The following is a 22363-nucleotide window of genomic DNA, read 5'->3' on the forward strand; positions in this document are numbered from 1 at the left end:
CGTGCTCCGCCGACCACTCCCGCGCACCCTGACCGACGGTGCCACCGATGTGCTGCATCCGCTGATGACCGTCTCCCGGGGTTTACGGCAGCTGGCGACGAGGGCGCGGCGCGGCTGGGCGCGCGCCCCGAAGGAGCACCGCGGCCGCCTGCTGTTCCTGGTCACGGCGGGCGTGTTCGCCCTCGCCGTCATCCCCTACGGGCCGCTGCTCGCGCTGATCGGCCTGATGGGCGCGGCCGGCTGGGCGGGGCGGGCCCGGCCGGCCACCGCCCCGGGTCCGGCTCCGGCCGAGGCGACGCGGCTGCAGGCGCTCTACGACGCGCTGGTGCCGTACTTCCGGGCGCCGGAAGACGCCGGCGCGCTCTACCGGTTCGGCGGCGAGTGGTCGGAGGTCTTCGACGGTTACGCCTTCGACGAGCAGGGCCGGCCGACCCTGCTGCGGCTGCGCTACCCGGCGTACTTCACCGACGGCGAGCCGGAGTCCCGGGCGCGTGTCGAGCAGTTGCTGTACGCGAAGTCGGGGCGCGGCCGGGAGTACCTCTTCGAGTGGGACGAGGAGGGGAACCGGCTGACGGTGAGCGTGCTGCCGCCGCTGCCCACCGACATCGGGGCGCAGCGCTTCGTCACCGCGCCGGGCGAGACGGTGCTCGGCTTCACCGACCCGGGCGAGGTGGACCGCACCCTGCCGGTCAGCGCGGCGGACGGCCAGGGCGGGATGGTGATCCGGGACGCGCCGCCGGTGGTCTGGCGCACCGGGCCGCGCTCCGGCGAGCCGCATCTGCTGGTACTCGGGCCGTCCGGCAGCGGGACGACGACCCTGCTGCGGTCCATCACCCTCCAGGCCCTGCACTCCGGCGAGGTGCTGCTGGTGGACGGCGGCGGGACGGGCGACTACGACTTCCTGGCCGGGCGCTGCGGGGTACTGGCGGTGGAGAGCGGTCCGGCCGGCACCCGGGCTGCCCTGGAGTGGGCCGCGCACGAGACCGAACGCCGGCTGATCGCGGCCCAGCGCGCCCGGCAGCTCGGTCAGACGCCGCCGGAGGAGGTGCACCGCCCGCTGTGGATCGTGGTGGACCGGCCCTCGGTGCTCAGCCAGCTCGCCGCGGCCGGCGCCGCAGGCCAGGGGGGAGAGCCCGTCGATCCACAGGAGTTGCTGGTGGTGCCGCTGCGGCACGGCCGGGCGGCGAACGTCTCGGTGGTGGTGGCCGACCAGTGCGACAGCGCCGAGGCGCTCGCCGATCAGGTGCTGTCCCACACCCGGGCCCGGGTGGTGCTCGGCGCCGCCGGACACGAGCTGGTCACCGCGGTGCTGGGCGCCCCGCCGCACACCACCCCGACGCACCAGGTGCCGCCGGGGCGCGGCTATGTCCGGCTGGGCAACGGTCCGGTGCACCGGCTCCAGGTCCCGGCGACCCCCGATCCGTACGACCCGGCGATCGAGGAGCCGCTCCGGCAGGCCGTGCTGGAGCTGCTCCCGGACCCGCTGGGTCCGGCGGCGCCGGTCACGGACCCGGCCGGGCCGGGCGTGGAGCGCCGCGCGCCCGGGCCACCCGGGGAGGCGACAGAGGGCCCGGGCCTGACCAAGCCCGTTCAGGCGACGTAGCTGCGTGGCAGGTCGACCTCGGCGGTGACGCCGGTCGCCACCAGGCGGGCGGCCTCCGCGAGGCGGCCGGCGGCCTCCTCGGCCAGGGTGCCGCCGACGGTGAACGGCAGCCGTACGAAACCCTCGAAGGCGCCGTCCACACCGAACCGCGGCCCGGAGGGCACGCGCACGCCCAGCCGCTCCCCCGCCTCCGCGATGCGCGAGCCGGAGAGCCCGCCGGTGCGCGCCCACAGGGTCAGTCCGCCGCGCGGGATGGTGAACTCCCACTCGGGCAGGTGTCGTTGGACGGCGCGGACGAGCGCGTCCCGGTTCTCCCGGGCCTGCCCGCGACGCAGTTCGACGGCGGCGTCCCAGCCGCCGGTGTTCAACAGCCAGGTGACGGCGAGCTGTTCGAGGACCGGAGTGCCCAGGTCCACGTAGGCGCGGGCGGCGACCAGGCTGCGGATGACCTCGGGGGCGGCGCGCACCCAGCCGATCCGCAGCCCCGCCCAGAAGGACTTGCTGGCCGATCCGACGGTGACCACGGTGCTGCCGGCCGGATCGAAGGAGCTGACCGGACGCGGCATCCCGGCACCGGCCCGCTCGTCGGCGTCCAGCCACAGCTCGGACATGGTCTCGTCGGCGACCAGGACGGTGCCGGCCGAGCGCGCCGCGTCCACCAGCTCGCGCCGCTGCTCGTCGTCGGCGAGCGCGCCGGTGGGGTTGTGGAAGTCGGCGATGACGTACGCCATGCGGGGCGCGGCGTCCCGCAGCACCTGCCGCCAGGCCGGCAGGTCCCAGCCCTTCAGGCGCGGGGCCATGGCGACGGGGACCAGTCGCACCCCGGCCTCGCGCATCAGCTGCAGGACGTTGGCGTAGGAGGGGGACTCGACGGCGACCCGCTCGCCGGGGCGCACGAACATCCGGCAGGTGGCGGCGACGGCTCCCATCCCGCCGGTGGTGACCATGATCTGCTCGGGCATGGTGGGGACGCCGCGCGCGGTGTACCGGTCGGCGATGGCCTGCCGGAGCGCGGGCAGCCCGGCCGGGTAGTCGCCGTGGGTGCGGGCGTAGGGGGGAAGTTCCTCCATGGCGCCGCCGACCGCGCGGCTCAGCCACGGCTCGGGGGCGGGCAGCGCCGCGCATCCCAGGTCGATGATGGAGCCGGCCGCCTCGGGCGGCAGCGGGTCCAGGCCGCGCGCCGGCAGCGGACGGCCGGCCGGCACCGAGGTCCAACTCCCCGCCCCGCGCCGGGACTCCAGGAATCCCTCGCCGCGCAGCGCCTCGTAGGCGGCGGCGACGGTGGTGCGGCTGACCTTCAGGGCCGCGGCCAGCTCGCGCTCCGCCGGGAGCCGGGCCGCGACGGGCACCCGGCCCTCCAGCACCAGGAGCCGCACACCGTCCGCGAGCGCGCGGTAGGCCGGGAGCCGACGGCCGCCGGCCGGGGCGGTGGCTTCGCGGGTGTGCTGCGACTGCAACAGGCGAGCGAGCTGGGGGGCGCCCACCGCAGAGGTCCACGGACTCATCAGTTGCGGTCCACCTTCCTGGAATTGGCCATGGAACTGGACTGGTCTTGTGGTCCAGAGTGACATGCTGCAGGCCACTGCCACCAGTCACCCCCCTCGGACACCGTGCCACCCGAGCACGTCGCGAGCATCAAAGGAGCGTTCTTTTGTCCGATTCCCCGGCGCCCCCGGCGTCTCCGGCGTCTCCAGCAAGCCCGGCGGCCCTGGCGTCCCCGGCGCCCGGCAGGCGGCATCTCACCCGGCGCGTCGTCCAGCTCTACGCGGGCCTCGTCCTCTACGGGGTAAGCATGGCGATGCAGCTGCGCGCCGCGCTGGGCCTGGACCCGTGGGACGTCTTCCACCAGGGGATCACCGAGCACACCTCGCTGTCGTTCGGTACCGTGACGATCGTGGTGGGCGCGGCGGTACTGCTGCTGTGGATCCCGATACGGCAGCGGCCCGGCCTGGGCACCGTGTCCAATGTGGTGGTGATCGGCCTGGTGGTGGACGGCACCCTGTGGCTGATGCCGGAGATCGAGGCGCTGGCCGTCCGGATTCCGCTGCTGGCCGCGGCCATCGTGCTCAACGGCGCGGCGACCGGGCTGTACATCTCGGCGCGTTTCGGCCCCGGACCACGGGACGGGCTGATGACCGGGCTGCACCGCCGCACCGGCAGGTCGATCCGGCTGGTGCGGACCGGCATCGAGATCACGGTCCTGGCGACCGGCTTCCTGCTCGGCGGCTCGGTCGGGGTGGGCACGGTGGTGTACGCCGCGACCATCGGACCGCTGGCACAGTTCTTCCTGCGGTTCTTCGAGATTCCCACCCCGCAGGGCACGCCGTCGCCGGTGGTGGCACGCGGCGAGACAGAGCCGGAGAGCGCCTCGCCCGCGGCCTCGGAGGCGGCCCCGGAGAGCTCCACGAAGGACAGGATTTAGAGCTTGCGCATGCGGGGCGGTAGTGTACGCCCTTGACCCGCCAGGCGGACCGTTACTGCGCGCTAAAGCGCCGGAAACGCTGGGTGACATCTGCTGCCAGATGTGACAAACCGGGCGCCTGTGGGTAGAACAACGGGGCGGCACGTAGGTAGGCACGGCGCGCAGCGCCTCCGACTAGGGCGGTGGTGGGCGACGGGTGGGCGCATGTCCCAGTACGGGAATCTTCACCGCCGACCGGACGTTGACCGGATGACGACGACAGCGACACCTGTCCTGTGGGCGACAAGCCCGGGAGGCACGAAGCATGAGTGAGCGAGCTCTTCGCGGCACGCGACTCGTGGTGACCAGCTACGAGACCGACCGCGGCATCGATCTGGCCCCGCGCCAGGCGGTGGAGTACGCATGCCCGAACGGCCATCGATTCGAGATGCCGTTCTCGGTAGAGGCGGAGATTCCGCCGGAGTGGGAGTGCAAGGCCTGCGGCGCCACGGCGCTCCTGGTGGACGGCGATGGCCCCGAGGAGAAGAAGGGCAAGCCCGCGCGTACGCACTGGGACATGCTCATGGAGCGGCGCACCCGCGAGGAGCTGGAGGAGGTGCTGGCCGAGAGGCTGGCCGTCCTGCGCTCCGGTGCCATGAACATCGCCGTGCACCCGCGAGACAACCGCAAGTCTGCCTGACCGGCAGACCGATTTCACGAGGGCCGGGGCCGCTGCACCGCAGCGGCCCCGGCCCTCGTCTGCCTTCTCTCCGCCCTGGTCGGACTCGGCCGCCGCCGGCTCGGCTGTCCGCTCCGGCGCGGCTGCCGCCCCTCGCCCGCGTGGCTCGCCGTCCCGGCTCGGCCGGGCCCGGCGCCAGCGCGCGCTTCGCCCGGGCACCGGCGTACCCGGGCGAAGGCGGATCAGCGCGGCAGCGGGGGGTCCTCCCGGCGCGGCCGGTCCTCGCCGCGCGGCTCGTCGTCCCGGATGACCTCGCCCTGGACGACCCTGCCGTCCGGCCGGTGCATCCGTGCCTGCTGGAACGCCTCGCCCACGCTGCCCGGCGCCGCGGACCGCATCCGGCGCTCCAGCGACCGCTCCGCCCACCGGTGCAGCAGCGCCCGGGTCGGCGGGAAGAGGCACAGCAGCGCCACCGCGTCGGAGACCAGCCCCGGCATCATCAGCAGCAGCCCGCCGAGCATCGGCAGGGTGTTCCCCCGGCCCGGCTCGTCCCGGCCGGGGCCCTCGGGGCGGGCCGCTCCGGCCTGCAGCGACCCGGTCAGCGACTGCCAGGCGCGCCGCCCGGCCCGCTTGATCACGACCGCGCCGAGCACCACGCCCGCGACCAGCAGCAGGAAGACCGTCAGCCCGCCGGCCGCGTCCGCCACCACGGTCAGCAGCCAGATCTCCAGCACCAGCCAGGCCGCGATGCCCAGGGGCACCAGGGTGCGGGCGCGGGAGCGCCGGGGACGGGGGTACCTCTGCTGTGATGCGCCGGTCGTCATGTCCCCAGTGTGCCTGGGCCGGTGACCGGGCCGCGCCCCAGGGCCGGTCACCCGTTCCGCGCCCAGGCCGCTAGCGCGGAGGCTCGGGCTTGCGGCCCATCACCTTGCCGACCCGGGAGCCCACGCCCCAGGAGGTGACCCGCCACAGCGCCTCGGCGACGATGTCCCGGCTCATCTTGCTGTCCCCGCGCTCCCGCTCCACGAAGGTGATGGGCACCTCCACGACGTGGAAGCCCGCCTTGATCGCGCGCCAGGCGAGGTCGACCTGGAAGCAGTAGCCCTGGGAGGCGACCTCGTCCATGCCGAGCCCTTCCAGGGTCTCCTTGCGGAACGCCCGGAAGCCGCCGGTGACGTCCCGGATCGGCACGTCCAGCATCAGCCGCGAATAGGTGCTGCCGCCGCGGGAGAGGAACTCCCGGGACTTGGGCCAGTTGACCACCCGGCCGCCGGGCACCCAGCGCGAGCCGAGCACCAGGTCGGCGTTCTTCAGGGCGGTGAGCAGCCGGGGCAGCTCCTCGGGCTGGTGCGAGCCGTCGGCGTCCATCTCGACCAGGACCCCGTAGCCGTTGTCGATGCCCCAGTGGAATCCGGCCAGGTAGGCGGCGCCGAGGCCCTCCTTGCCCTTGCGGTGGAGCACGTGGACCTGGTCGTCCCCCGCCGCGAGCTCGTCGGCGATCTTGCCGGTGCCGTCCGGGCTGTTGTCGTCGGCGACGAGGACGTGCGCCTCGGGCACGGCGGACCGCACCCGGGACACGATCGGCTCGATGTTCTCCGCCTCGTTGTAGGTCGGAATGATCACCAAGGTGGTGCCCAGCGGGCCGTACTTCCGCCCCTGGGTCTCCGCCTTCGGCTGGTCGCCGCCTCGCCCCTGTGGCGATTCGTCGCGGTTCGTGCTGCGGCGCGGCCCGTCGGCCTCGCGTGCGTCGCTCACGGATGCTGCCCCTTCTCGTCCGTTCGTCCTCGACGGCCGATCATGATCGCGGCCGCGCAGGACAGAACGCCCACCATAGCGAGCACCCACTCGGGTGTGGCGCCGACTCGGTCGGCCACGGTGCGGTCGTCGCGCAGCGGGATGCTCGCGGTGAGGACGTCCTGCGTGAATTCCTCGGTGCGCTGGAGCACGGTGCCGTCCGGCGCGACCACCGCGCTGATACCGCTGGGCGCCGCGGTGACCACGGCCCGCCCGTGCTCGATGGCCCGCAGCTTGGACATCACCAGCTGCTGCTCGGGCTGGCCGGTGCGGCCGTAGGTGGCGTTGTTGGTCTGGATGACCAGGGCACGGGCCCCGGCCTTGACGGTGTCCCGGACGATCCCGTCGTACGCGACCTCGAAGCAGATCACGTCGCCGAGCCGCGCCGGGCCGACCTGGAGCACGCCGGTGTGGTCGCCGGGGTAGAAGTCCCGGGGCACCCGATCGAGGCGGCTGATCACCTTGCTCAGCTGCGCGCGGAAGGGCACGTACTCGCCGAAGGGCACCGGGTGCTGCTTGGTGTACGAGGCGCCGGGGCCGGACTTCGGATCCCACACGATGCCCTGGTTCTCGACGTAGCCCTCCTTGGTGGGGTGATCGACGAGCGCGCCCACCAGGACCGGCACGCCGATCGCCCGGACCGCCTTGTCGATCCGGTCGTACGCCTCGCTGAACTTGTAGGGGTCCAGGTCGGAGGCGTTCTCCGGCCAGATGACCAGGTCGGGCTTGGGCTTGCGGCCCTCCTCGACGTCCTTCGCCAGCCGCAGGGTGGCCTCGACATGGTTGTTGAGGATCTTCAACGGGCGGCCGAGGAAGTCCATCCCGGGCTTTTGCACATTGCCCTGGATCACCGCGATGTCGACGGTGTCATCGGCGTCGGTGGGCACCGGCACGGCGTATCCCGCTGCCGTCACGGCGGCGGCCAGGGCGAGTGCCCCCACGGCCGGCAGCGCCACCGGGCGGCGCGGGCCGACCGGCTCGGCCCGCGGCTCCGAGCGGGCCCGGCGGACCCGCCACGCGGCGAGCGCGGCGGCGGCCAGCAGGGTGCCGGTCAGCGCGGCGGCGAAGGTGACCAGCGGAGCGCCCCCCAGCGCGGCCAGCGGGGTGTACGGCGACCCGGTGTTGGCGAAGGCCAGCCGGCCCCAGGGGAAGCCGCCGAACGGTGTCCGGTCGCGGGCGCACTCCTGCGCGACCCACAGGCAGGCACCCCACAGCGGCCAGCCGGGCAGCCGGGAGGTGAGCGCGAGGGCGGCGCCCATCGGCACCAGGAAGAGGGCCTGGATCAGCGAGAGGCCGATCACCGCGTCCCAGCCGACGACATGCAGCCACTTCAGCAGCACCACGAAGAACGGCACCCCGAACATGAAGCCCGTCCACGCGCCCTGCCGTCCGGTGCGGTCCCGGGTCAGCAGGCTCAGCGCCGCGACCGCGACCAGCGACAGCGGCCACAGTCCGTACGGCGGGAAGGCGAGGCCCAGCAAGACGCCGCTGAGTGCGGCCAGCGCGCTGCGCCGCCACTCCCGGCGCGCGAAGCCCGCGAGCCGCTCCCGCCGGGTCGGCCGTGCGGCGCCCTGGCCGGCCGCCAGCGGCGCGTCCGACGCCGCGGGCACGTCGGCTGCCTCCGGTGCCTCAGCGGCCTCCTGTGCCCCTGCCGCCTCTGTCCCGGCCGTGGACGCCGTCGACGCGGCCGGGGCGCCCGGGGCGTCGGCCGCCGGGCTGTCCGGCTCCGCGGCCCGGGACGGGTCGGCGGGCGGGTCGGCCGGGCCTCCGGGCGCTGCCTCGGCGGTGGTATCGGGTCCCGATGGCACGGTCGCGGCCTTCCTCAGGTCATGGGCTGGTGAGGTGACGGTACAACGCGGCGCGCCGGATGTGTCCCCGAGGTGGCCGAAGCGTGCCCGGAGGGGACGGGTTCTGTGACCGGGCGAGAACGGATCCCCCGGAACCGGCGAGAGCGGATACCCCGGGACCGACGACAGCGGATACCCCGGGACTGCGGATCGGGGCCCGGCGCTCTTCGGGCCGACCTGGGGCCCGCTGGCTGCGGGTCGACCGAAAGCCGTTGTCTACTGAGCGTCCGGGCCCGACCCGGGTCGCACCTGCCGGCCTGGCGAGCCCTCCCTCGCCCCCGTGCGCTGGACCTGGCTCCCAGCGGCGGCGCACCTGCGCGGCACGCCACCCCGTGGCCCAGCGGCGTTCGACGACTGCGTGGAGACTGCCCGGCCGGACGTCATTGGTGGTGGACCCGGCCGAACCTACCGGCCGTCGCCCGCTTGCTGTCAACACCCGCATGACCTGCGCCGTTTCCTCAAACGAGCAGGTCAGTACGGACGGTGTTCAGCTGCCACGCCGGGCGTCCAAGGCATCGTTCGGCGGTACCGCGAGCCACCCTCCTCACCCGTTCGGCTGAGGAGGGTGCCCGCCGGAGAGGGCCGGGTCACCGGAGATGCCTGGTCAGCCGAAGACGGTGCGGCCGGCCACCACCGTGCGCAGGCAGACCGGCAGCGGGGCGCCCGGGGTGAGATCGGGCAGCCCGGGGGTGCCCGAGCGCGGATCGGTGGACCAGTTGGCGACCCGGCTGTCCGGGACCTGGACCACCAGGTCGCCGGTCTGCCAGATCGCGTAGTCGGCGGGTGCGCCGGGCACCAGGACGCCCGCGTCGTCCCGGCCGATCGCGCGCCAGCCACCGCGGGTGTGGGCGGTGAAGGCGGCGCGCACCGAGATCCGGTGCTCGGGGGTCCGGTGGAAGGCGGCGGCGCGGACCGTGCCCCAGGGGTCGAGGGGGGTGACCGGGCTGTCGGAGCCGAGGGCCAGCGGGACGCCGGCGCGCAGCAGGGCCGCGTACGGGTTGAGGGTGCGGGCCCGCTCCCGGCCCAGCCGCTGCGCGTACATCCCCTCCTCGCCGCCCCACTCGGCGTCGAAGGCGGGCTGCACGGAGGCGGTGAGGCCGAGTTCGGCGAAGGCGGCGATGGCCTCGGGGCTGAGCATCTCCGCGTGCTCCACCCGGTGCCGGGCGGCCCGGACCCGGGCGAGGCCGAGCCGGTCGGCGGCGGCCCGGACGCCCTCGATCACCGCGCTGACGGCGGCGTCGCCGATGGCGTGGAAGCCGGCCTGGAGGCCGGCCTCGGTGCAGGCGGTGACATGGGCGCCGACGGCGGCCGCGTCCAGGTAGGCGGTGCCGGTGTGGGTGGCGTCGGCGTACGGCTCGTGCAGGCAGGCGGTGTGCGAGCCGAGCGCGCCGTCCACGAACAGATCGCCCGCGGCGCCCAGCGCGCCGAGGTCGCGCACCCGGTCGAGGTCGGCGGCGCAGGTGGCGGCCTCCGCCCAGTAGCCCACCACCCGGGGGCCGGGGGCGCTCGCGGCGAGCTCCAGCAGGCCGGTGAAGTCGTCCTCGCTGGAGATCTCCGGGCCGGCGCACTCGTGGAGGGAGCCGATGCCCAGCGAGGCGGCGCGGTCCAGCGCGGCACGCTGCGCGGCGGCGCGCTGGGCCGGGCTGATCCCGGCGAACGCCACGGCCCGCACCGCGTGATGCGCGGCGGTGGTCAGCGGGGCGTCGGGGTGGAAGCCGGGCCGGTCGAGGATGCCGGGCACCAGGTCGAGCAGCGCGGTGGTGGCGACGGCGGAGTGCACGTCGATGCGGGAGAGGTAGAGGGGGCGACCGCCGGTGGCCTGGTCCAGCTCCGCGCGGGAGGGGGGCCGCCGCTCGGGCCAGCGGGTGGCGTCCCAGCCGTGGCCGAGAAGCACCGGTTCGTCGGGCCGGGCGGCGGCGTGGGCGCGGACCAGTTCCAGTGCCTCGGGCAGGGTGCGGGCCCGGGTGAGGTCCAGACCGGTAAGGGCGAGGCCGGTGGAGGTGGCGTGCACATGGGCGTCGGTGAACGCCGGGGTGACCAGCGCACCGCCGAGGTCGAGAACCTCGTCGACGCCGTCGGCGAAGCTGTCCGCCGCGCCCTCGGATCCCACCCAGGCGACGGTGCCTCCTTCGACCACCATGGCGGTGGCGAAGGGGTCGGCGGGGCTGTGCACCTCGCCGCCGCGCAGCAGCACGGAGCGGGGGCTCTCCTCGCCCGGGGCCGGGGCGCCGGGGGCGCCGTGGGCAGGGGGGATGGTCCGATCGGTCATGGATCCAGTGTCGTCTGGGAGGTCACACCCGCGGGGGGCGGGCCTCGTACGGAGTGGACAGCACCACGGTGGTGCGGGTGGAGACCCCGGCCTGGGAGCGGATCCGGGTCAGCAGGTGCTCCAGCTCCAGCGGGGTGGCGACGCGCACCTTGAGGATGTAGTTCTCGTCGCCCGCCACGCTGTGGCACGCCTCGATCTCCGGGACGTCGGCGAGCCGGTCCGAGATGTCGTCGGGCGCGCTGGGGTCGAAGGGTTTGACCGAGATGAACGCGGTGAGGGGCAGGCCGACGGCCTCCGGGTCCACCACGGCGGCGTAACCGCGGATGACTCCTCGCTGTTCGAGACGGCGGACGCGCTGATGCACCGCCGAGGTGGACAGGCCGGTGGCCTTGCCCAGGTCGGTGTAGCTCATCCGCCCGTCCTTGACGAGCAGTTCCACGATCTGTCTGTCGAGCTCCTCCACAGCGGATCACCTTATGGGGTCGGGGCCGGTCCGGCACAGCCGGAAAAGCGTCGCCGGGGTGCGCCCCGGCGACGACCCGCACCGCCCGGCCCGCCGCGCGTGAGACGGCGCTGGGGCCGCTTCCCCCGCACCTGCACCAGGCATGTGACGAACGACACATTCCCCGTGACCAGTGTCCTGCGGAGCGCCGCGATTACCCACACGGCGCGGCGGGAAATGCTTGCTGTGGTCGAGGCGGCAGCGCCTCCCGGCCCACCCGAGGGGGAGAACGACATGCCCATTCCTGAGCGCCTCGAACTCGACGAAGGCGACAGCGATACCTACGAGACCTACGAGATGTTCCGGGTCACCTGCCCGGACTGCGCACGGCCGATCGCGCTGCTGGCGGACGAGGACGTCCTGCCGGAGCACGCGCTGTGCCCCTCCCCGTGGAACCCCTTCGGGCTCACGGTCTGCCCCGGCACGGGGCGGGCGGCGGCGGAGGCCGCGGCCGCGGACGACACCCCCGGCGCCCAGGAGCAGGACGCCGCGCTGCTGCTGACCCTGCCGGAGAGCCTGGACTGGCGGACCCAGCCCTTCTCGCACATCGGCGGCCCCGGCTCGCGGCCGATGCGCGTGCCGGCCATGCGCCGCGCCGGCCGCAGCGACTCCTAGACGGCGGCCGCCGCACCGAACCCGAACGTCCCCGGCGGCGTCTTCGGCAGCGGGTCCGGCGCCCGGGTTCGGCGACCGGATCCGGGCACGGTCACGGGGGCCGTGCCCGGCCGGGGGCCCTGAATCAGCGGCTTTCCGGTCCTGCGATCTGGCGGGCGATGACGACCCGCTGGATCTGGTTGGTGCCCTCGACGATCTGCAGCACCTTGGCCTCGCGCATCAGGCGCTCGGCCGGGAAGTCGGCGGTGTAGCCGTATCCGCCGAGCAGTTGCACGGCGTCGGTGGTGACGCGCATCGCGGCGTCGGTGCAGAACAGCTTGGCCATCGCGGCCTGCTTGGAGTAGGCCAGCCCCGCGTCGCGGCGGCGCGCGGCCTCCAGGTAGAGGGCGCGGCCCGCCTCGATCTGGGTGGCCATGTCGGCCAGCATGAAGCGCAGGCCCTGGAAGTCGGCGATCGGCCGGCCGAACTGGCGGCGCTCGGCGGTGTAGGCGAGCGCCTCGTCCAGGGCGGCCTGGGCGACGCCGATGGCACAGGCGGCGATGCCCAGCCGGCCGGCGTCGAGCGCGGAGAGGGCGACGGTGAAGCCCTGGCCCTCGTCGCCGAGGCGGCGGGCGTCGGGGATCCGCACGCCGTCGAAGTTGAGCTGCGCGGTGGGCGAGCCGTTCATCCCCATCTTGCGTTCAGGGGCCGCGGCGGAGAGACCGGGCGCGTCGCCGGGCACCAGGAAGGCGGTGATGCCGCGCGGGCCCTCGCCGCCGGTGCGGGCGATGACGGTGTAGAAGTCCGCGATGCCGCCGTGGGTGATCCACGACTTGGTGCCGTTCAGCACCCAGTCGTCGCCGTCCCGCACGGCGCGGGTGCGCAGGCTGGCGGCGTCGGAGCCGGAGGACGGCTCGGAGAGGCAGTAGGCGCCGAGCAGACCGCCGCCCAGCATGGCCGGCAGGTGTTCGGCCCGCTGCTCCTTGCTGCCGAAGTTGGCCAGTCCGTGGCAGGCCAGGGTGTGCACGCTCACGCCCAGCCCCACGGTGAGGCGGGCCGCGGCGAGCTCTTCGAGGACCTGGAGGTAGACCTCGTACGGCTGCTCGCCGCCGCCGAACTCCTCCGGGTAGACCAGGCCGAGCAGGCCGGATTCGGAGAGCAGCTTGAACAGGGGGCGCGGGAAATGCCCGGCGGCCTCTTCCTCGGCGGCCCTCGGCCTGATCTCCCGGTCGGCCACCTCGCGTACGAGTGCGATGAGGTCGCGGGCTTCCTCGGTGGGCAGCTGACGCTCCACCGGCTCTCGGCCGTGCTCGGACATAACGACGCTCTCCTCCCTGTCGGGCGCTGGACGGCGCGGTCCTGGGTGTGGCGGCGCCGCCGGTCGACTGCTGGCCCAGCCGATCATCTCCGGCCGGGTCTCGGTCGGCGACGTCTTGTGGCTGTGGCGGTTGGAGTATGCCCGATCAGCGGCGTCCCGTCACCGGCCTGATGATCTTGCTGTCGGCGGCCGGCCGGGACTGCGGGGGCGGCGCACTGCCGGATTGGTTCGAACCATTGACCGTACTGGTCTAGTCCTTCTACGGTTTCCCGCAACGCTCCTCGCGTTCATGTCAACTCCCGGCGCGGGCGGCGTCCCCCCACGTCTCTCCACTCTCCCACCCCCACGAGGAGACTGAAATGATCGGACCACGCCGGGTGCTCGCCGCCCTCGCGGCCCTGTGTACGGCGGTGCTGGCCGCCGTACTGCTCACCGGCCCCGCCTCGGCCGGCCAGTCGGCCGCGCCGGCGGGCGAAGACACCGCCGCGGCCGGGGAGAAGGTCGTCGGATACTTCACCAACTGGGGTGTCTACCAGCGGAATTACCACGTCAGGAACATCGAGACCTCCGGCTCGGCGGACCGGCTCACCCACATCAACTACGCCTTCGGAAACGTCCAGGGCGGCAAGTGCACCATCGGCGACTCCTACGCCGACCACGAGAAGGCGTACACCGCGGACCAGAGCGTCGACGGCGTGGCCGACAACTGGGACCAGCCGCTGCGCGGCAACTTCAACCAGCTGCGCAAGCTCAAGAAGCTGCACCCGGGCCTGAAGGTGATCTGGTCCTTCGGCGGCTGGACCTGGTCGTCCGGGTTCGGCGAGGCCGCGAAGAACCCGGCCGCCTTCGCCCAGTCCTGCCGCGACCTGGTGGAGGACCCGCGCTGGGCCGATGTCTTCGACGGCATCGACATCGACTGGGAGTACCCCAACGCCTGCGGCAGCACCTGCGACACCAGCGGCAAGGACGCCTACCGGAATCTGCTGGCGGCGCTGCGCGAGAAGTTCGGTTCCGATCTCGTCACCTCGGCCATCACGGCGGACGCCTCGGACGGCGGCAAGATCGACGCGGCCGACTACGCGGGCGCGGCTCGTTACGTCGACTGGTACAACCCGATGACGTACGACTTCTTCGGCGCCTGGGAGGCGAAGGGCCCCACCGCCCCGCACTCCCCGCTCACCTCCTACGACGGCATCCCGCGGCAGGGCTTCACCTCCGACGCCGCCATCAGCAAGCTCAAGTCCCTGGGCGTCCCCGCGGAGAAGCTGCTGCTGGGCATCGGCTTCTACGGCCGGGGCTGGAGCGGGGTGACGCAGGCGGCGCCGGGCGGAACCGCGACCGGCGCGGCGCCCGGCAGCTATGAGGCCGGCATCGAGGACTACAAGGTCCTCAAGACCCGCTGCCCTGCCACCGGGACGGTCGCGGGCACGGCCTACGCCCTCTGCGGCGACCAGTGGTGGAGCTACGACACCCCGCAGACCATCGCCGGGAAGATGAGCTACAGGGAGCGGCAGGGCCTGGGCGGCACCTTCTTCTGGGAGCTCAGCGGCGACACCGCGGACGGTGAACTGATCAAGGCGATCCGGTAGGGGTTTCCGCCCCGGACAGGGCCGCGGCGAGCCGGGGGGCCGGACTCCCCGCGGCGCCGTGTGGCGGTCCCGCGGTCGCCGGCAGCCCGGTCGCCGGGCGGCGGCGGGCGTGCGAGCCTGAAGGTGACCCGTCCCCGGACGCGGAGGTTCCACCGCGGTGCCGTCCAGGGTTCGCGCCCGCCCCTTCTCGAACAGCATCTTCGTGGCGCTGCTCGCGTACATCGCCCTGATCACCACCATCGACCGGCTCACCCCGCAGGCGTTCCGGCTCGACGTGTACGCCGCGGTCGCCCCGCTGGTGGCCGCGGCGCTGTGCAGCTACCGGCAGGCGATCGTGGTCGCCGCCATCGACTTCGCGGCCATGGCCGGGCTGGTCGCGGCGGCGCCGGACGACCCGCGCGCCCTGAACAAGGTCTCCGCCGTCCTCGGCAATCTCATGCTGACCGGGGTGAGCGTCATCGTCGCCCGGCTGCTGCGGGATCGGGACGCACTGCTGGAGCGGCTGCGGGTCACCGGCGAGGCGTCGCAACGCGCCCTGCTGCGCGGGCTGCCGCTGCGCAGCAGGGAGGTGACGGTGGACGGCTTCTACGTCTCCTCGCAGGAGGACGCGCTGGTCGGCGGGGACATCTACGAGGTCCTGGAGACCCCGTGGGGAACCCGGGTGCTGATCGGCGACGTGCAGGGCAAGGGGCTGCGCACGCTGGGCGCCGGGGCCGCCGTGCTCACCGCCTTCCGCGAGGCCGCGTACTACCGGCGCGACCTTCAGGACGGGGTGGCCGCGATGGAGCACGGGCTGCGCCGCTACGCCTCCTCGGCGGCCGCCGAGGACGGTCTGGCGGCGGAGGGCGACGGCGGGCCGGCCGAGGAGCGGTTCGTGACCGCGACGGTCTTCGCGGTGGACGACCGGGCGCCGCCGCCCGGCGGGCGGAGCGTGCCGCTGGCCTTCGTGGACTGCGGGCACCTCGCCCCGTATCTCATCGAGGCGGACGGGACCGTCACCGAGCTGGACCCGGCCGAACGCGGGCTGCCGCTGGGCCTGGGCGAGCTGGCGGAGCGGCCCCGCACCGTGCAGCGGGTCACGCTCCCGGCCGACGCACGGCTGTTCACCTGCACCGACGGGGTGACCGAGGCCCGGGCGCCGGACGGCTCCTTCTATCCGCTGGCGGACCGGCTCAGCGGCTGGTCCGCACTGCCGACCCCGGAGCTGCTGGCCCGGCTGCGGGCCGACCTGGACGCCCACACCGGGGGCCGGCTCCAGGACGACGCCGCCGCGCTGATCATGGAGCGCACCCGCCCGGACGCGGACAGGACCGGCGCCCAGGACAGCGAGCGGGACACCGCCCGGGCCGGCGAAGGAGGCGCCACCCGGGCCGGCGCCACCCGGGCCCGCGGAGGGACCACGGGCCCCGGCGCCGGGGTCGCCGGCCGTACGGTCAGCGGCTGAACACCTCGAAGGCCACCGCCGGACGCCCGCCGAACCGCTCCGCGGCGGCCCGCATGGTGCCGCTGAGGAAGGTGCGGCAGTACGCCTCCGGCTCCTCGTCGGTGAGCGCCTCGATGTAGGTGCGGTGGGCCAGCAGCGAGCGCACCGCACGCTCGGTGCCGGCGCTCGCGTCGACCGCGTGGGTGGGCCGCGGGGAGCCGGCGATCGCGACGTGCCGCACCCCGTTCCACGGCTGAAGCCCCTCCTCGGTGAGGAGTTCGGGGAAGATCCAGCGGTTGCCGGCGTCGCCGACCGCGTCCAGCACCGCCCGGCCCACCGCCCGGTGGTCCGGGGTGTTCCAGGCGACACCGCCCCAGGTGTCGTGGTGGTTGAGGGTGATCACCAGCTCCGGCCGGTGGCGGCGGATCGCGGCGGCGAAGTCACGGCGCAGCGCCGTGCCGTACTCGATCACTCCGTCGCGGTGCCCGAGGAACTCCACCGAGGTGACCCCGACCTCCGCAGCGCTGGCCAGCTGCTCTCGGGTGCGCAGGGGTCCGCACTCCTCCGGGGCGATGCCGTCGATCCCCGCCTCGCCGACCGTGGCCAGCAGGTAGGCGATCTCGCGGCCCTCGTCGGTCCAGCCGGCGATCGCCGCGGACGCGCCGTACTCCAGGTCGTCCGGGTGCGCGACGATCGCCAGGGCGCGCTGCCAGTCGGTGGGCATCGGGGCGAGTTGCTCGGTGCTCATCGGTCCTCCTCCATGATCATGATCCGCACGCGTGCAGCGTAAGCGGTCCGGCGCGGCATTCGGCGGGAAGTCGCGGGAACCGGACGGGGTCTTGGCCCGACTACCTGAGCCCGGGCCCGCGCAGGCCGGCCCGCGGGTTCGACGAGTTCCCCAGGAGAAGTCCCATGCGCTCATCCGTGTTGTGCGGTGTCCTCGCCGCCGTCGCCCTGTCCGCCACCGCCTGCGGCGGGGACAAAGACTCGTCCGACGACGCGTCGGGCAAGGCCGGTCACGGCTTCCCGGTCACGGTCAGCGACTGCGACGGGAAGGAGACGACCTTCCGCAAGGCCCCGGAGAAGATCGTCACCAGCAACGCCTCCAGCCTGGAGATGCTGATGTGGCTCGGCGCGGGCGACAAGGTGATCGGCACCGGCTTCCCGCCCGGCAAGGGCACCATGCCCGCCCAGTTCGCGGACCGTGCCGCCGAGGTCCCGGTGCTGGGGCGCACGATGATTCCCAAGGAGCGCCTGCTCGGCTCCGGTGCGGACGTGTACATCGACACCTTCGCCTCGATGAAGAACATGGGCGGCGCCGCCGAGGGCCCCCGCGCCGAGGAGTTCGAGGCGGCCGGGATCAACCACGTCTACCTGCGCTCCACCGCCTGCGCCGAGAAGACCAAGGGGCCGCGCGTGGACCTGTCCGGCGTGGAGGAGGACATCGAGCAGCTCGGCAAGCTCACCGGCACCTCCGAGCGCGCCCGCGAACTCGTCGCCGGAATGCGGAAGAAGACCGACGCGGTGCGGTCGGCGCTCGCGGACGTGCCCGCCTCGAAGCGGCCGACGTACTTCTTCTTCGACTACGACGCGGGCACCCGGCAGCCGATCGCGGTGTGCGGCAAGCAGGTCGCCAACGCGGTCGTCACCATGGCCGGGGCGCGCAATGTGTTCGCCGGCTGCGACGGCGACTTCAAGCCGGTGGGCTGGGAGGACGTGGTGGCGAAGAACCCGGACTGGATCCAGCTCGGGGTCCGGGACCGGGGCAGCGAGGCGGCGAACGCCAAGGCGTTCGACGAGGCCGCCGGGTTCCTGCGGGACAACCCCGCCACCAGGGGCCTGAAGGCGGTCAAGGAGGGCCACCTGCTGCGCGTCACCTCCCAGCGCACCACCATCGGCGGGGTGCGCAGCGCCGACACGGTGCGCGACATCGCCCACGCGCTCTACCCGGACCGGGTGAAGTAGGTGGCCGAGGTCGATCACCGGGAAGCGGCCGCCGGGGAGGGGCCGGCGGATGTGCCGCGGGAGGCCCGCGCCCGCGAGGCGCGGCCGGGGCTGGTCGCCGCGGTACTGGGTGTGGCGCTCGTCGCCGCCCTGGTGGCCGCGGTCTCCCTCGGCTCCACCGACGTCCCCCTGCGGGACGTGTGGTCGGCCGTCGCCCGCGGGGTCACCGGACGCGAACCGGCCCCCGGCACCATGGACCTGATCGTCTGGCAGCTGCGGCTGCCGCGCGCCCTGCTGGCCGCGGTGGTCGGCGCCGGGCTCGGTCTGGTCGGCACCGCCGTGCAGGCGCTGGTCCGCAACCCGCTGGCCGACCCGTATCTGCTCGGGGTCTCCTCGGGGGCCTCGCTGGGCGCGGTCGCGGCGATCGTGCTCGGCGCCGGAGCGGGCGGGGTGCTGGGGCTCGGGCTGTCGGCGGCCGCGTTCGCGGGCGCGCTGGCGTCCTTCGCCCTGGTGTGGGCGATCGCCCGGCGGGGCGGGGGGTTCTCCCCGCTGCGCCTGGTGCTCGCGGGGGTGGGCATCGGCCAGTTCCTCTCCGGCTTCACCCACTACCTGGTGCTCCAGGCCGGGGACGAGCAGCAGACCCACGGTGCGCTGTTCTGGCTGATGGGCAACCTGGGCGGCGCGCAGTGGGAGACCCTGGCGGTGCCCACCGCGGCGGTGGCGGCGGGCCTGCTCGCGCTCCAGGCCCGGGCCCGCGCGCTCAACGCCCTGCTGATGGGCGACGAGACCGCGGCGGGCCTGGGGGTGCGCGTCGCCCGGCTGCGCCGGGAGCTGTTCGTGGTGACCAGCGTGCTGACCGGAGTGCTGGTCTCGGTCTCCGGGTCGATCGGCTTCGTCGGACTGATGGTGCCGCACGCCTGCCGGCTGGTGGTCGGCGGCGACATGCGCCGCCTGCTGCCCGTCTCCGCGCTCGCCGGATCGGTGCTGCTGGTGGTGGTCGACCTGGTGGCCCGGACGGCGCTGGACGACCAGGAGTTGCCGGTGGGCGTGGTCACCTCGCTGATCGGCGCCCCCGCCCTGCTGTATCTGCTCGACCGGCGTCTGGAGCGGCCATGAGGATCGACATCGAGGACCTGGCCGTGGCGCTGTCCGGGCGGACCGTGGTCAGCGGGGTGCGGCTGATCGCCAGGGAGGGCGAGATCGCGGGGCTCGTCGGGCCCAACGGCAGCGGCAAGTCCAGCGTGCTGCGCACCGTCTACCGCCATCTCGCGCCGCACGCCGGCCGGGTGCTGGTGGGCGGCACGGACCTGCGGGAGCTGTCCGCGGTGGAATCCGCCCGGCGCGTCGCCGCGCTGCCTCAGGAGCGCGGCAGCGACTTCGAGCTGACGGTACGCGATGTGGTGACGATGGGCCGTACGCCCCACAAGCGGGCGTTCGCCGGCGACGACGAGGGCGACCGGGCGGTGATCGGCCGGGCGCTGGCCCAGGTCGGCATGGACGGCGACCGGCAGTGGCGGCGGTTCTCGGCGCTCTCCGGCGGGGAGCGGCAGCGGGTGCTGCTGGCCCGCGCGCTCGCCCAGGACCCCCAGGTGCTGGTGCTGGACGAACCCACCAACCACCTGGACGTGCTCCATCAGGTGGAGCTGCTGACGCTGCTGCGCCGGCAGCGCCGTACGACGCTGCTGGCGCTGCACGATCTCAACGCGGCCGCCTCGGTGTGCGACCGGCTGCATGTGCTGCACGGGGGCACGGTGGTGGCCTCCGGGACCCCCCGTGAGGTGCTCACTCCCCCGCTGATCGCCGAGGTCTTCGGGGTGCGGGCGGCCGTCGTGGAACACCCGCTGACCGGTGACCCGCTGATCGCCTTCGACCACCGGGCCACCGCCAGGGACCCGGAGCCGGAGCCGGGGCTGGGGCCGGGGCCAGTGCCCGAGCCAGGGCCGGTGGCCTCGGCCGCTCAGGCACCGGCGGGACGGGACCGGGCCTAGCGTTCCTCGAAGTGGCTCGGACGGCCGGCCCGGTGCACCAGCCGCCCGAGCCGCTCCGCGTCCGCGCGCCGCATCAGCCGGGTGGAGCCGTCGGCTCCGCGCAGCACCGCGGAGTGCCAGGGGGTGGCCCAGACGTCGGCCGAGTCCAGCAGCCGTATGCCGAACTTCGCCGAGCCGGGCCGCTGCGGGTGGATCGACAGCCGTACCGATCGTGGGCGGTGCGCGGCGATCAGCGCGCCCCAGGCACGGCTGCGCGCGATGACCTCGTAGGCGCGGGCCCGGCATTCACGCTGGAGCGCCGAACGGGTGCCGGTGAATCCGGCGGAGTCCTCGACCAGGAAGCGGGTGATGCCGCGGTACAGCCGCAGGGTGTCCTCGTCGGTACGGACCTGGGCGCGCAGGGCCTCGACGGAGGGGGCGTATCCGACGTCGACCAGGGCGCGCTTCTCGTCGTACCCCAGGTCGCCGAAGATGTCGCGCAGGTCGAGGGTGGTCAGGTGGTCGAAGCCCTCCTGTCGGATCATGGCGCGCAGCTCGTCGCCGTAGGCGTCGATATGCGCGTCGGGGACCCGGATGAGGTCGCCGAAGACATGGCCGTCGGAGCAGATGACCATGCGGGCGCCGGGCGCGTGGAACGTGCCGATCCGGGCGCACAGCTCGTCGAGGAAGGCCAGGGAGAGGCGTTCGCCCTCGTCCGGCAGATGGCCCAGCACCTTGGCGGGGTTGGGCGATTTGCAGGGGAAGCCGGGGAGGGTGAACACGATCGGCTCCCCGGCGCGCACGAAGCGGCCGATCTGGCGGAGCTGTTCGGGGTGGTCCGCGCGGAGGTCCGGGTGGTGGTCCAGATGGTGGCCGGGGCCGCCGGGGGTCGCCGAGCGGCGGTGCGGCAGCAGCAGCTCCAGGACGCGGGCGGTGACTTGCTCCGCGGCACCGCCGGTCGCAGGGGAGGTCGCGGTGGAGGTCATGGTGTCAGTCATCGGCACGGGCCGTCCGGTCGTAGTGGACGGGCAGCTGGTTGGTGCCCCGGCCCAGGACCGCGGGGATCCACTCGATCTCCTCGGCGGGCACGGCGAGCCGCAGCGCGGGAAGGCGCGCGATCAACGTCCCGATGGCGATCTGGAGTTCGATCCGGGCGAGCGCGGCGCCGGGGCAGAAGTGGATGCCGTGTCCGAAGGCGAGGTGGGAGCCCTCGGCGCGGTCGAAGTCGAGGGTGTCCGGCTCGGTGAAGCGCGCCGGGTCGCGGTTGGCCGCGCACAGCGAGACGATCACCGAGTCACCGGCCGGGACCCGGGTGCCGTGCAGTTCGTCGTCCTCGGCGAGGAAGCGCCAGGTGGTGAGCTCGAACGCGGAGTCGTACCGCAGCAGTTCCTCGACCGCCCGCGGCAGCACCTCCGGGTCGGTGCGCAGCCGGTCCAGCGCGCCTGGGTGGCGGAAGAGCGTCAGCAGCGCGGTGGTGATCTGGTTGGTGACCGGCTCCTGCCCGGCGACCAGCAGCTGGAAGACCATGGAATCCCGCTCCTGCGGGGTCAGCTCGCCCGCGTCGCAGCCGGCGACCAGCCTGCCGAGCAGGTCGTCCGCCGGCTCCTCGCGCTTGGCCGCGACCACCTCGGCGATGTAGCCCTGGAGTCCGCGCAGCAGCGCCTCGTACTCCGCGCGCCGCGGATCGTGCGGGCCGACCGGCTGGACGACCTTGCCCCACTCGCGGCGGAAGGCGGCTGCCAGCCGCGGCGGCACTCCGATGACCTCGGCGAGCACCTGGAAGGGGAAGCGGGCGGCGAAGCACCGCACCAGGTCGGTGCCGGCCGCCTCGCCGACGGCGGGCATGGAGTCCACCAGCGCGTCGGCGATCTCCTGGAAGCGGGGGCGCAGCGCTTCGACGCGGCGCGCGGCGAAGGCGTCGAGGACCAGGCGGCGCATCATGGTGTGCCGGGGCGGGTCCTGGTGCAGCAGATGGACCTGGAGCTGGGAGTGCTGGGGCTCGGGCATGATCGAGGCGTGTTCGCGCCAGCGATCGTTGCCCAGGTCGTGGTTCTTGCCCAGCCGGGGGTCGGCGAGGGTCTTCACGGCGGCCTGGTGGCCGGTGACCAGCCAGGCGTCGACACCGCTGGGGAAGCGCACCCGGTGGATGGGACCGGCGGCGCGCAGCCGCTCGTACAGCGGGTAGGGATCGCGTTTGTACGCGCGGCCGGACAACGGGATCGGGTCGGGCTGGGACACGGCGTGCAGTCTCCTCGGGGTCGTGGTCCGCACAAGGAGTCGGATGGCGGCGCGGCTGAGTTCCCGGGCGTCCGCACCGGTGTTCGTCACCGGCGCGCGCGGGATCCGGGCGTGGCCGGGCGATGGGCGCGCCGGGCCGTGGGCTTAGGCGATGGGCGCGCCGGGCCATGGGCCGGGGCGGTGTGCGCGGCGAGC

The 22363-nt window shown here is 74.1% G+C and carries 19 protein-coding genes; 9 read left to right on the top strand and 10 right to left on the bottom strand.

The annotated features are described in order from the left end of the window. The first annotated feature begins 1 nt into the window (after position 1). The gene (locus AC4BDD_RS03830; RefSeq protein WP_490689546.1) at positions 2–1603 is read left to right on the top strand and encodes a hypothetical protein; all 1602 of its coding nucleotides are present in this window, start codon (positions 2–4) and stop codon (positions 1601–1603) included. Here AC4BDD_RS03830 and AC4BDD_RS03835 read toward each other — a convergent pair. Next, the gene (locus AC4BDD_RS03835; RefSeq protein WP_490689547.1) at positions 1591–3108 is read right to left on the bottom strand and encodes an SCO1417 family PLP biosynthesis transcription factor; all 1518 of its coding nucleotides are present in this window, start codon (positions 3106–3108) and stop codon (positions 1591–1593) included. The two genes, AC4BDD_RS03830 and AC4BDD_RS03835, sit on opposite strands and share 13 nt — an antisense overlap. A gap of 287 nt (positions 3109–3395) precedes the next feature. Between AC4BDD_RS03835 and yczE the strand changes: the two genes are divergently transcribed. Together yczE and AC4BDD_RS03845 are read left to right on the top strand one after the other, a co-directional pair. Beyond that, positions 3396–4025, top strand: a complete 630-nt coding sequence (gene yczE / locus AC4BDD_RS03840) for a membrane protein YczE (protein WP_490691644.1) — start codon at positions 3396–3398, stop codon at positions 4023–4025. A gap of 304 nt (positions 4026–4329) precedes the next feature. After that, complete coding sequence (locus AC4BDD_RS03845) at positions 4330–4704, top strand: RNA polymerase-binding protein RbpA (RefSeq protein WP_197992350.1); 375 nt, start codon at positions 4330–4332, stop codon at positions 4702–4704. 221 nt (positions 4705–4925) lie between these two features. Here AC4BDD_RS03845 and fxsA read toward each other — a convergent pair whose 3' ends face one another. The 5 genes from fxsA to AC4BDD_RS03870 all read right to left on the bottom strand — a co-directional run bounded on the left by fxsA (position 4926) and on the right by AC4BDD_RS03870 (position 11056). Beyond that, entirely contained in the window at positions 4926–5507 is a 582-nt protein-coding gene (fxsA, locus tag AC4BDD_RS03850) for an FxsA family membrane protein (protein WP_490689548.1), read from the bottom strand. 70 nt (positions 5508–5577) lie between these two features. Then, positions 5578–6321 carry a polyprenol monophosphomannose synthase gene (locus tag AC4BDD_RS03855; protein WP_490691645.1) on the bottom strand — a complete coding sequence of 248 codons (744 nt, stop codon included), beginning with the start codon at positions 6319–6321 and terminating at the stop codon, positions 5578–5580. Positions 6322–6434: 113 nt separating this feature from the next. Further along, positions 6435–8285 (bottom strand): apolipoprotein N-acyltransferase, encoded by a 1851-nt coding sequence (lnt, locus tag AC4BDD_RS03860; RefSeq protein ID WP_490689549.1) that lies wholly within the window; start codon positions 8283–8285, stop codon positions 6435–6437. A gap of 643 nt (positions 8286–8928) precedes the next feature. Next, positions 8929–10593, bottom strand: coding sequence for an amidohydrolase (locus tag AC4BDD_RS03865; RefSeq protein WP_490689550.1), 1665 nt, complete (start codon positions 10591–10593; stop codon positions 8929–8931). Between the two features lie 22 nt (positions 10594–10615). Beyond that, positions 10616–11056 (bottom strand): Lrp/AsnC family transcriptional regulator, encoded by a 441-nt coding sequence (locus AC4BDD_RS03870; protein WP_490689551.1) that lies wholly within the window; start codon positions 11054–11056, stop codon positions 10616–10618. Positions 11057–11329: 273 nt separating this feature from the next. Between AC4BDD_RS03870 and AC4BDD_RS03875 the strand changes: the two genes are divergently transcribed. After that, the gene (locus AC4BDD_RS03875) at positions 11330–11710 is read left to right on the top strand and encodes a hypothetical protein (RefSeq protein WP_490689552.1); all 381 of its coding nucleotides are present in this window, start codon (positions 11330–11332) and stop codon (positions 11708–11710) included. 124 nt (positions 11711–11834) lie between these two features. Here AC4BDD_RS03875 and AC4BDD_RS03880 read toward each other — a convergent pair whose 3' ends face one another. Then, complete coding sequence (locus AC4BDD_RS03880; protein WP_490689553.1) at positions 11835–13007, bottom strand: acyl-CoA dehydrogenase family protein; 1173 nt, start codon at positions 13005–13007, stop codon at positions 11835–11837. Between the two features lie 359 nt (positions 13008–13366). Here AC4BDD_RS03880 and AC4BDD_RS03885 point away from each other — a divergent pair, with 359 nt between their 5' ends. Both AC4BDD_RS03885 and AC4BDD_RS03890 read left to right on the top strand, forming a co-directional pair. Beyond that, positions 13367–14596, top strand: a complete 1230-nt coding sequence (locus AC4BDD_RS03885) for a glycoside hydrolase family 18 protein (RefSeq protein WP_490689554.1) — start codon at positions 13367–13369, stop codon at positions 14594–14596. A gap of 157 nt (positions 14597–14753) precedes the next feature. After that, positions 14754–16040 carry a PP2C family protein-serine/threonine phosphatase gene (locus AC4BDD_RS03890; RefSeq protein WP_490689555.1) on the top strand — a complete coding sequence of 429 codons (1287 nt, stop codon included), beginning with the start codon at positions 14754–14756 and terminating at the stop codon, positions 16038–16040. On the opposite strand, the gene AC4BDD_RS03895 is transcribed toward AC4BDD_RS03890, so the two are convergent. Next, positions 16030–16767, bottom strand: coding sequence for a PIG-L deacetylase family protein (locus AC4BDD_RS03895; protein ID WP_490689556.1), 738 nt, complete (start codon positions 16765–16767; stop codon positions 16030–16032). The two genes, AC4BDD_RS03890 and AC4BDD_RS03895, sit on opposite strands and share 11 nt — an antisense overlap. A 164-nt stretch (positions 16768–16931) precedes the next feature. Here AC4BDD_RS03895 and AC4BDD_RS03900 point away from each other — a divergent pair, with 164 nt between their 5' ends. Genes AC4BDD_RS03900 through AC4BDD_RS03910 form a run of 3 tightly spaced genes read left to right on the top strand, consistent with a single transcriptional unit; the run spans position 16932 to position 19951 of the window. Further along, complete coding sequence (locus tag AC4BDD_RS03900) at positions 16932–17984, top strand: ABC transporter substrate-binding protein (RefSeq protein WP_490689557.1); 1053 nt, start codon at positions 16932–16934, stop codon at positions 17982–17984. A gap of 51 nt (positions 17985–18035) precedes the next feature. Further along, the gene (locus tag AC4BDD_RS03905; RefSeq protein ID WP_490691646.1) at positions 18036–19079 is read left to right on the top strand and encodes a FecCD family ABC transporter permease; all 1044 of its coding nucleotides are present in this window, start codon (positions 18036–18038) and stop codon (positions 19077–19079) included. Beyond that, on the top strand, positions 19076–19951 hold the full coding sequence (locus AC4BDD_RS03910) for an ABC transporter ATP-binding protein (protein WP_490689558.1): 876 nt from the start codon (positions 19076–19078) through the stop codon (positions 19949–19951). The genes AC4BDD_RS03905 and AC4BDD_RS03910 overlap by 4 nt, the downstream gene beginning before the upstream one ends. Here AC4BDD_RS03910 and AC4BDD_RS03915 read toward each other — a convergent pair. Together AC4BDD_RS03915 and AC4BDD_RS03920 are read right to left on the bottom strand one after the other, a co-directional pair. Then, on the bottom strand, positions 19948–20928 hold the full coding sequence (locus AC4BDD_RS03915; RefSeq protein ID WP_490689559.1) for an L-tyrosine/L-tryptophan isonitrile synthase family protein: 981 nt from the start codon (positions 20926–20928) through the stop codon (positions 19948–19950). The two genes, AC4BDD_RS03910 and AC4BDD_RS03915, sit on opposite strands and share 4 nt — an antisense overlap. After that, positions 20921–22168: a cytochrome P450 family protein gene (locus tag AC4BDD_RS03920; protein WP_490689560.1), complete on the bottom strand. Its 1248-nt coding sequence runs from the start codon at positions 22166–22168 to the stop codon at positions 20921–20923. Before AC4BDD_RS03920 ends, AC4BDD_RS03915 begins: the two co-directional genes overlap by 8 nt. Between the last annotated feature and the right edge of the window lie 195 nt (positions 22169–22363).

This window comes from Streptomyces sp. JLBT605, assembly GCF_058215555.1.

What these genes read in the sequence shown, in the direction of transcription:
- AC4BDD_RS03835 (WP_490689547.1), bottom strand. Translation starts at nt 3,108, where the DNA reads ATGAGTCCGTGGACCTCTGCGGTGGGCGCCCCCCAGCTCGCTCGCCTG.
- yczE (WP_490691644.1), top strand. Translation starts at nt 3,396, where the DNA reads ATGGCGATGCAGCTGCGCGCCGCGCTGGGCCTGGACCCGTGGGACGTC.
- AC4BDD_RS03845 (WP_197992350.1), top strand. Translation starts at nt 4,330, where the DNA reads ATGAGTGAGCGAGCTCTTCGCGGCACGCGACTCGTGGTGACCAGCTAC.
- fxsA (WP_490689548.1), bottom strand. Translation starts at nt 5,507, where the DNA reads ATGACGACCGGCGCATCACAGCAGAGGTACCCCCGTCCCCGGCGCTCC.
- AC4BDD_RS03865 (WP_490689550.1), bottom strand. Translation starts at nt 10,593, where the DNA reads ATGACCGATCGGACCATCCCCCCTGCCCACGGCGCCCCCGGCGCCCCG.
- AC4BDD_RS03875 (WP_490689552.1), top strand. Translation starts at nt 11,330, where the DNA reads ATGCCCATTCCTGAGCGCCTCGAACTCGACGAAGGCGACAGCGATACC.
- AC4BDD_RS03880 (WP_490689553.1), bottom strand. Translation starts at nt 13,007, where the DNA reads ATGTCCGAGCACGGCCGAGAGCCGGTGGAGCGTCAGCTGCCCACCGAG.
- AC4BDD_RS03885 (WP_490689554.1), top strand. Translation starts at nt 13,367, where the DNA reads ATGATCGGACCACGCCGGGTGCTCGCCGCCCTCGCGGCCCTGTGTACG.
- AC4BDD_RS03895 (WP_490689556.1), bottom strand. Translation starts at nt 16,767, where the DNA reads ATGAGCACCGAGCAACTCGCCCCGATGCCCACCGACTGGCAGCGCGCC.
- AC4BDD_RS03900 (WP_490689557.1), top strand. Translation starts at nt 16,932, where the DNA reads ATGCGCTCATCCGTGTTGTGCGGTGTCCTCGCCGCCGTCGCCCTGTCC.
- AC4BDD_RS03910 (WP_490689558.1), top strand. Translation starts at nt 19,076, where the DNA reads ATGAGGATCGACATCGAGGACCTGGCCGTGGCGCTGTCCGGGCGGACC.
- AC4BDD_RS03915 (WP_490689559.1), bottom strand. Translation starts at nt 20,928, where the DNA reads ATGACTGACACCATGACCTCCACCGCGACCTCCCCTGCGACCGGCGGT.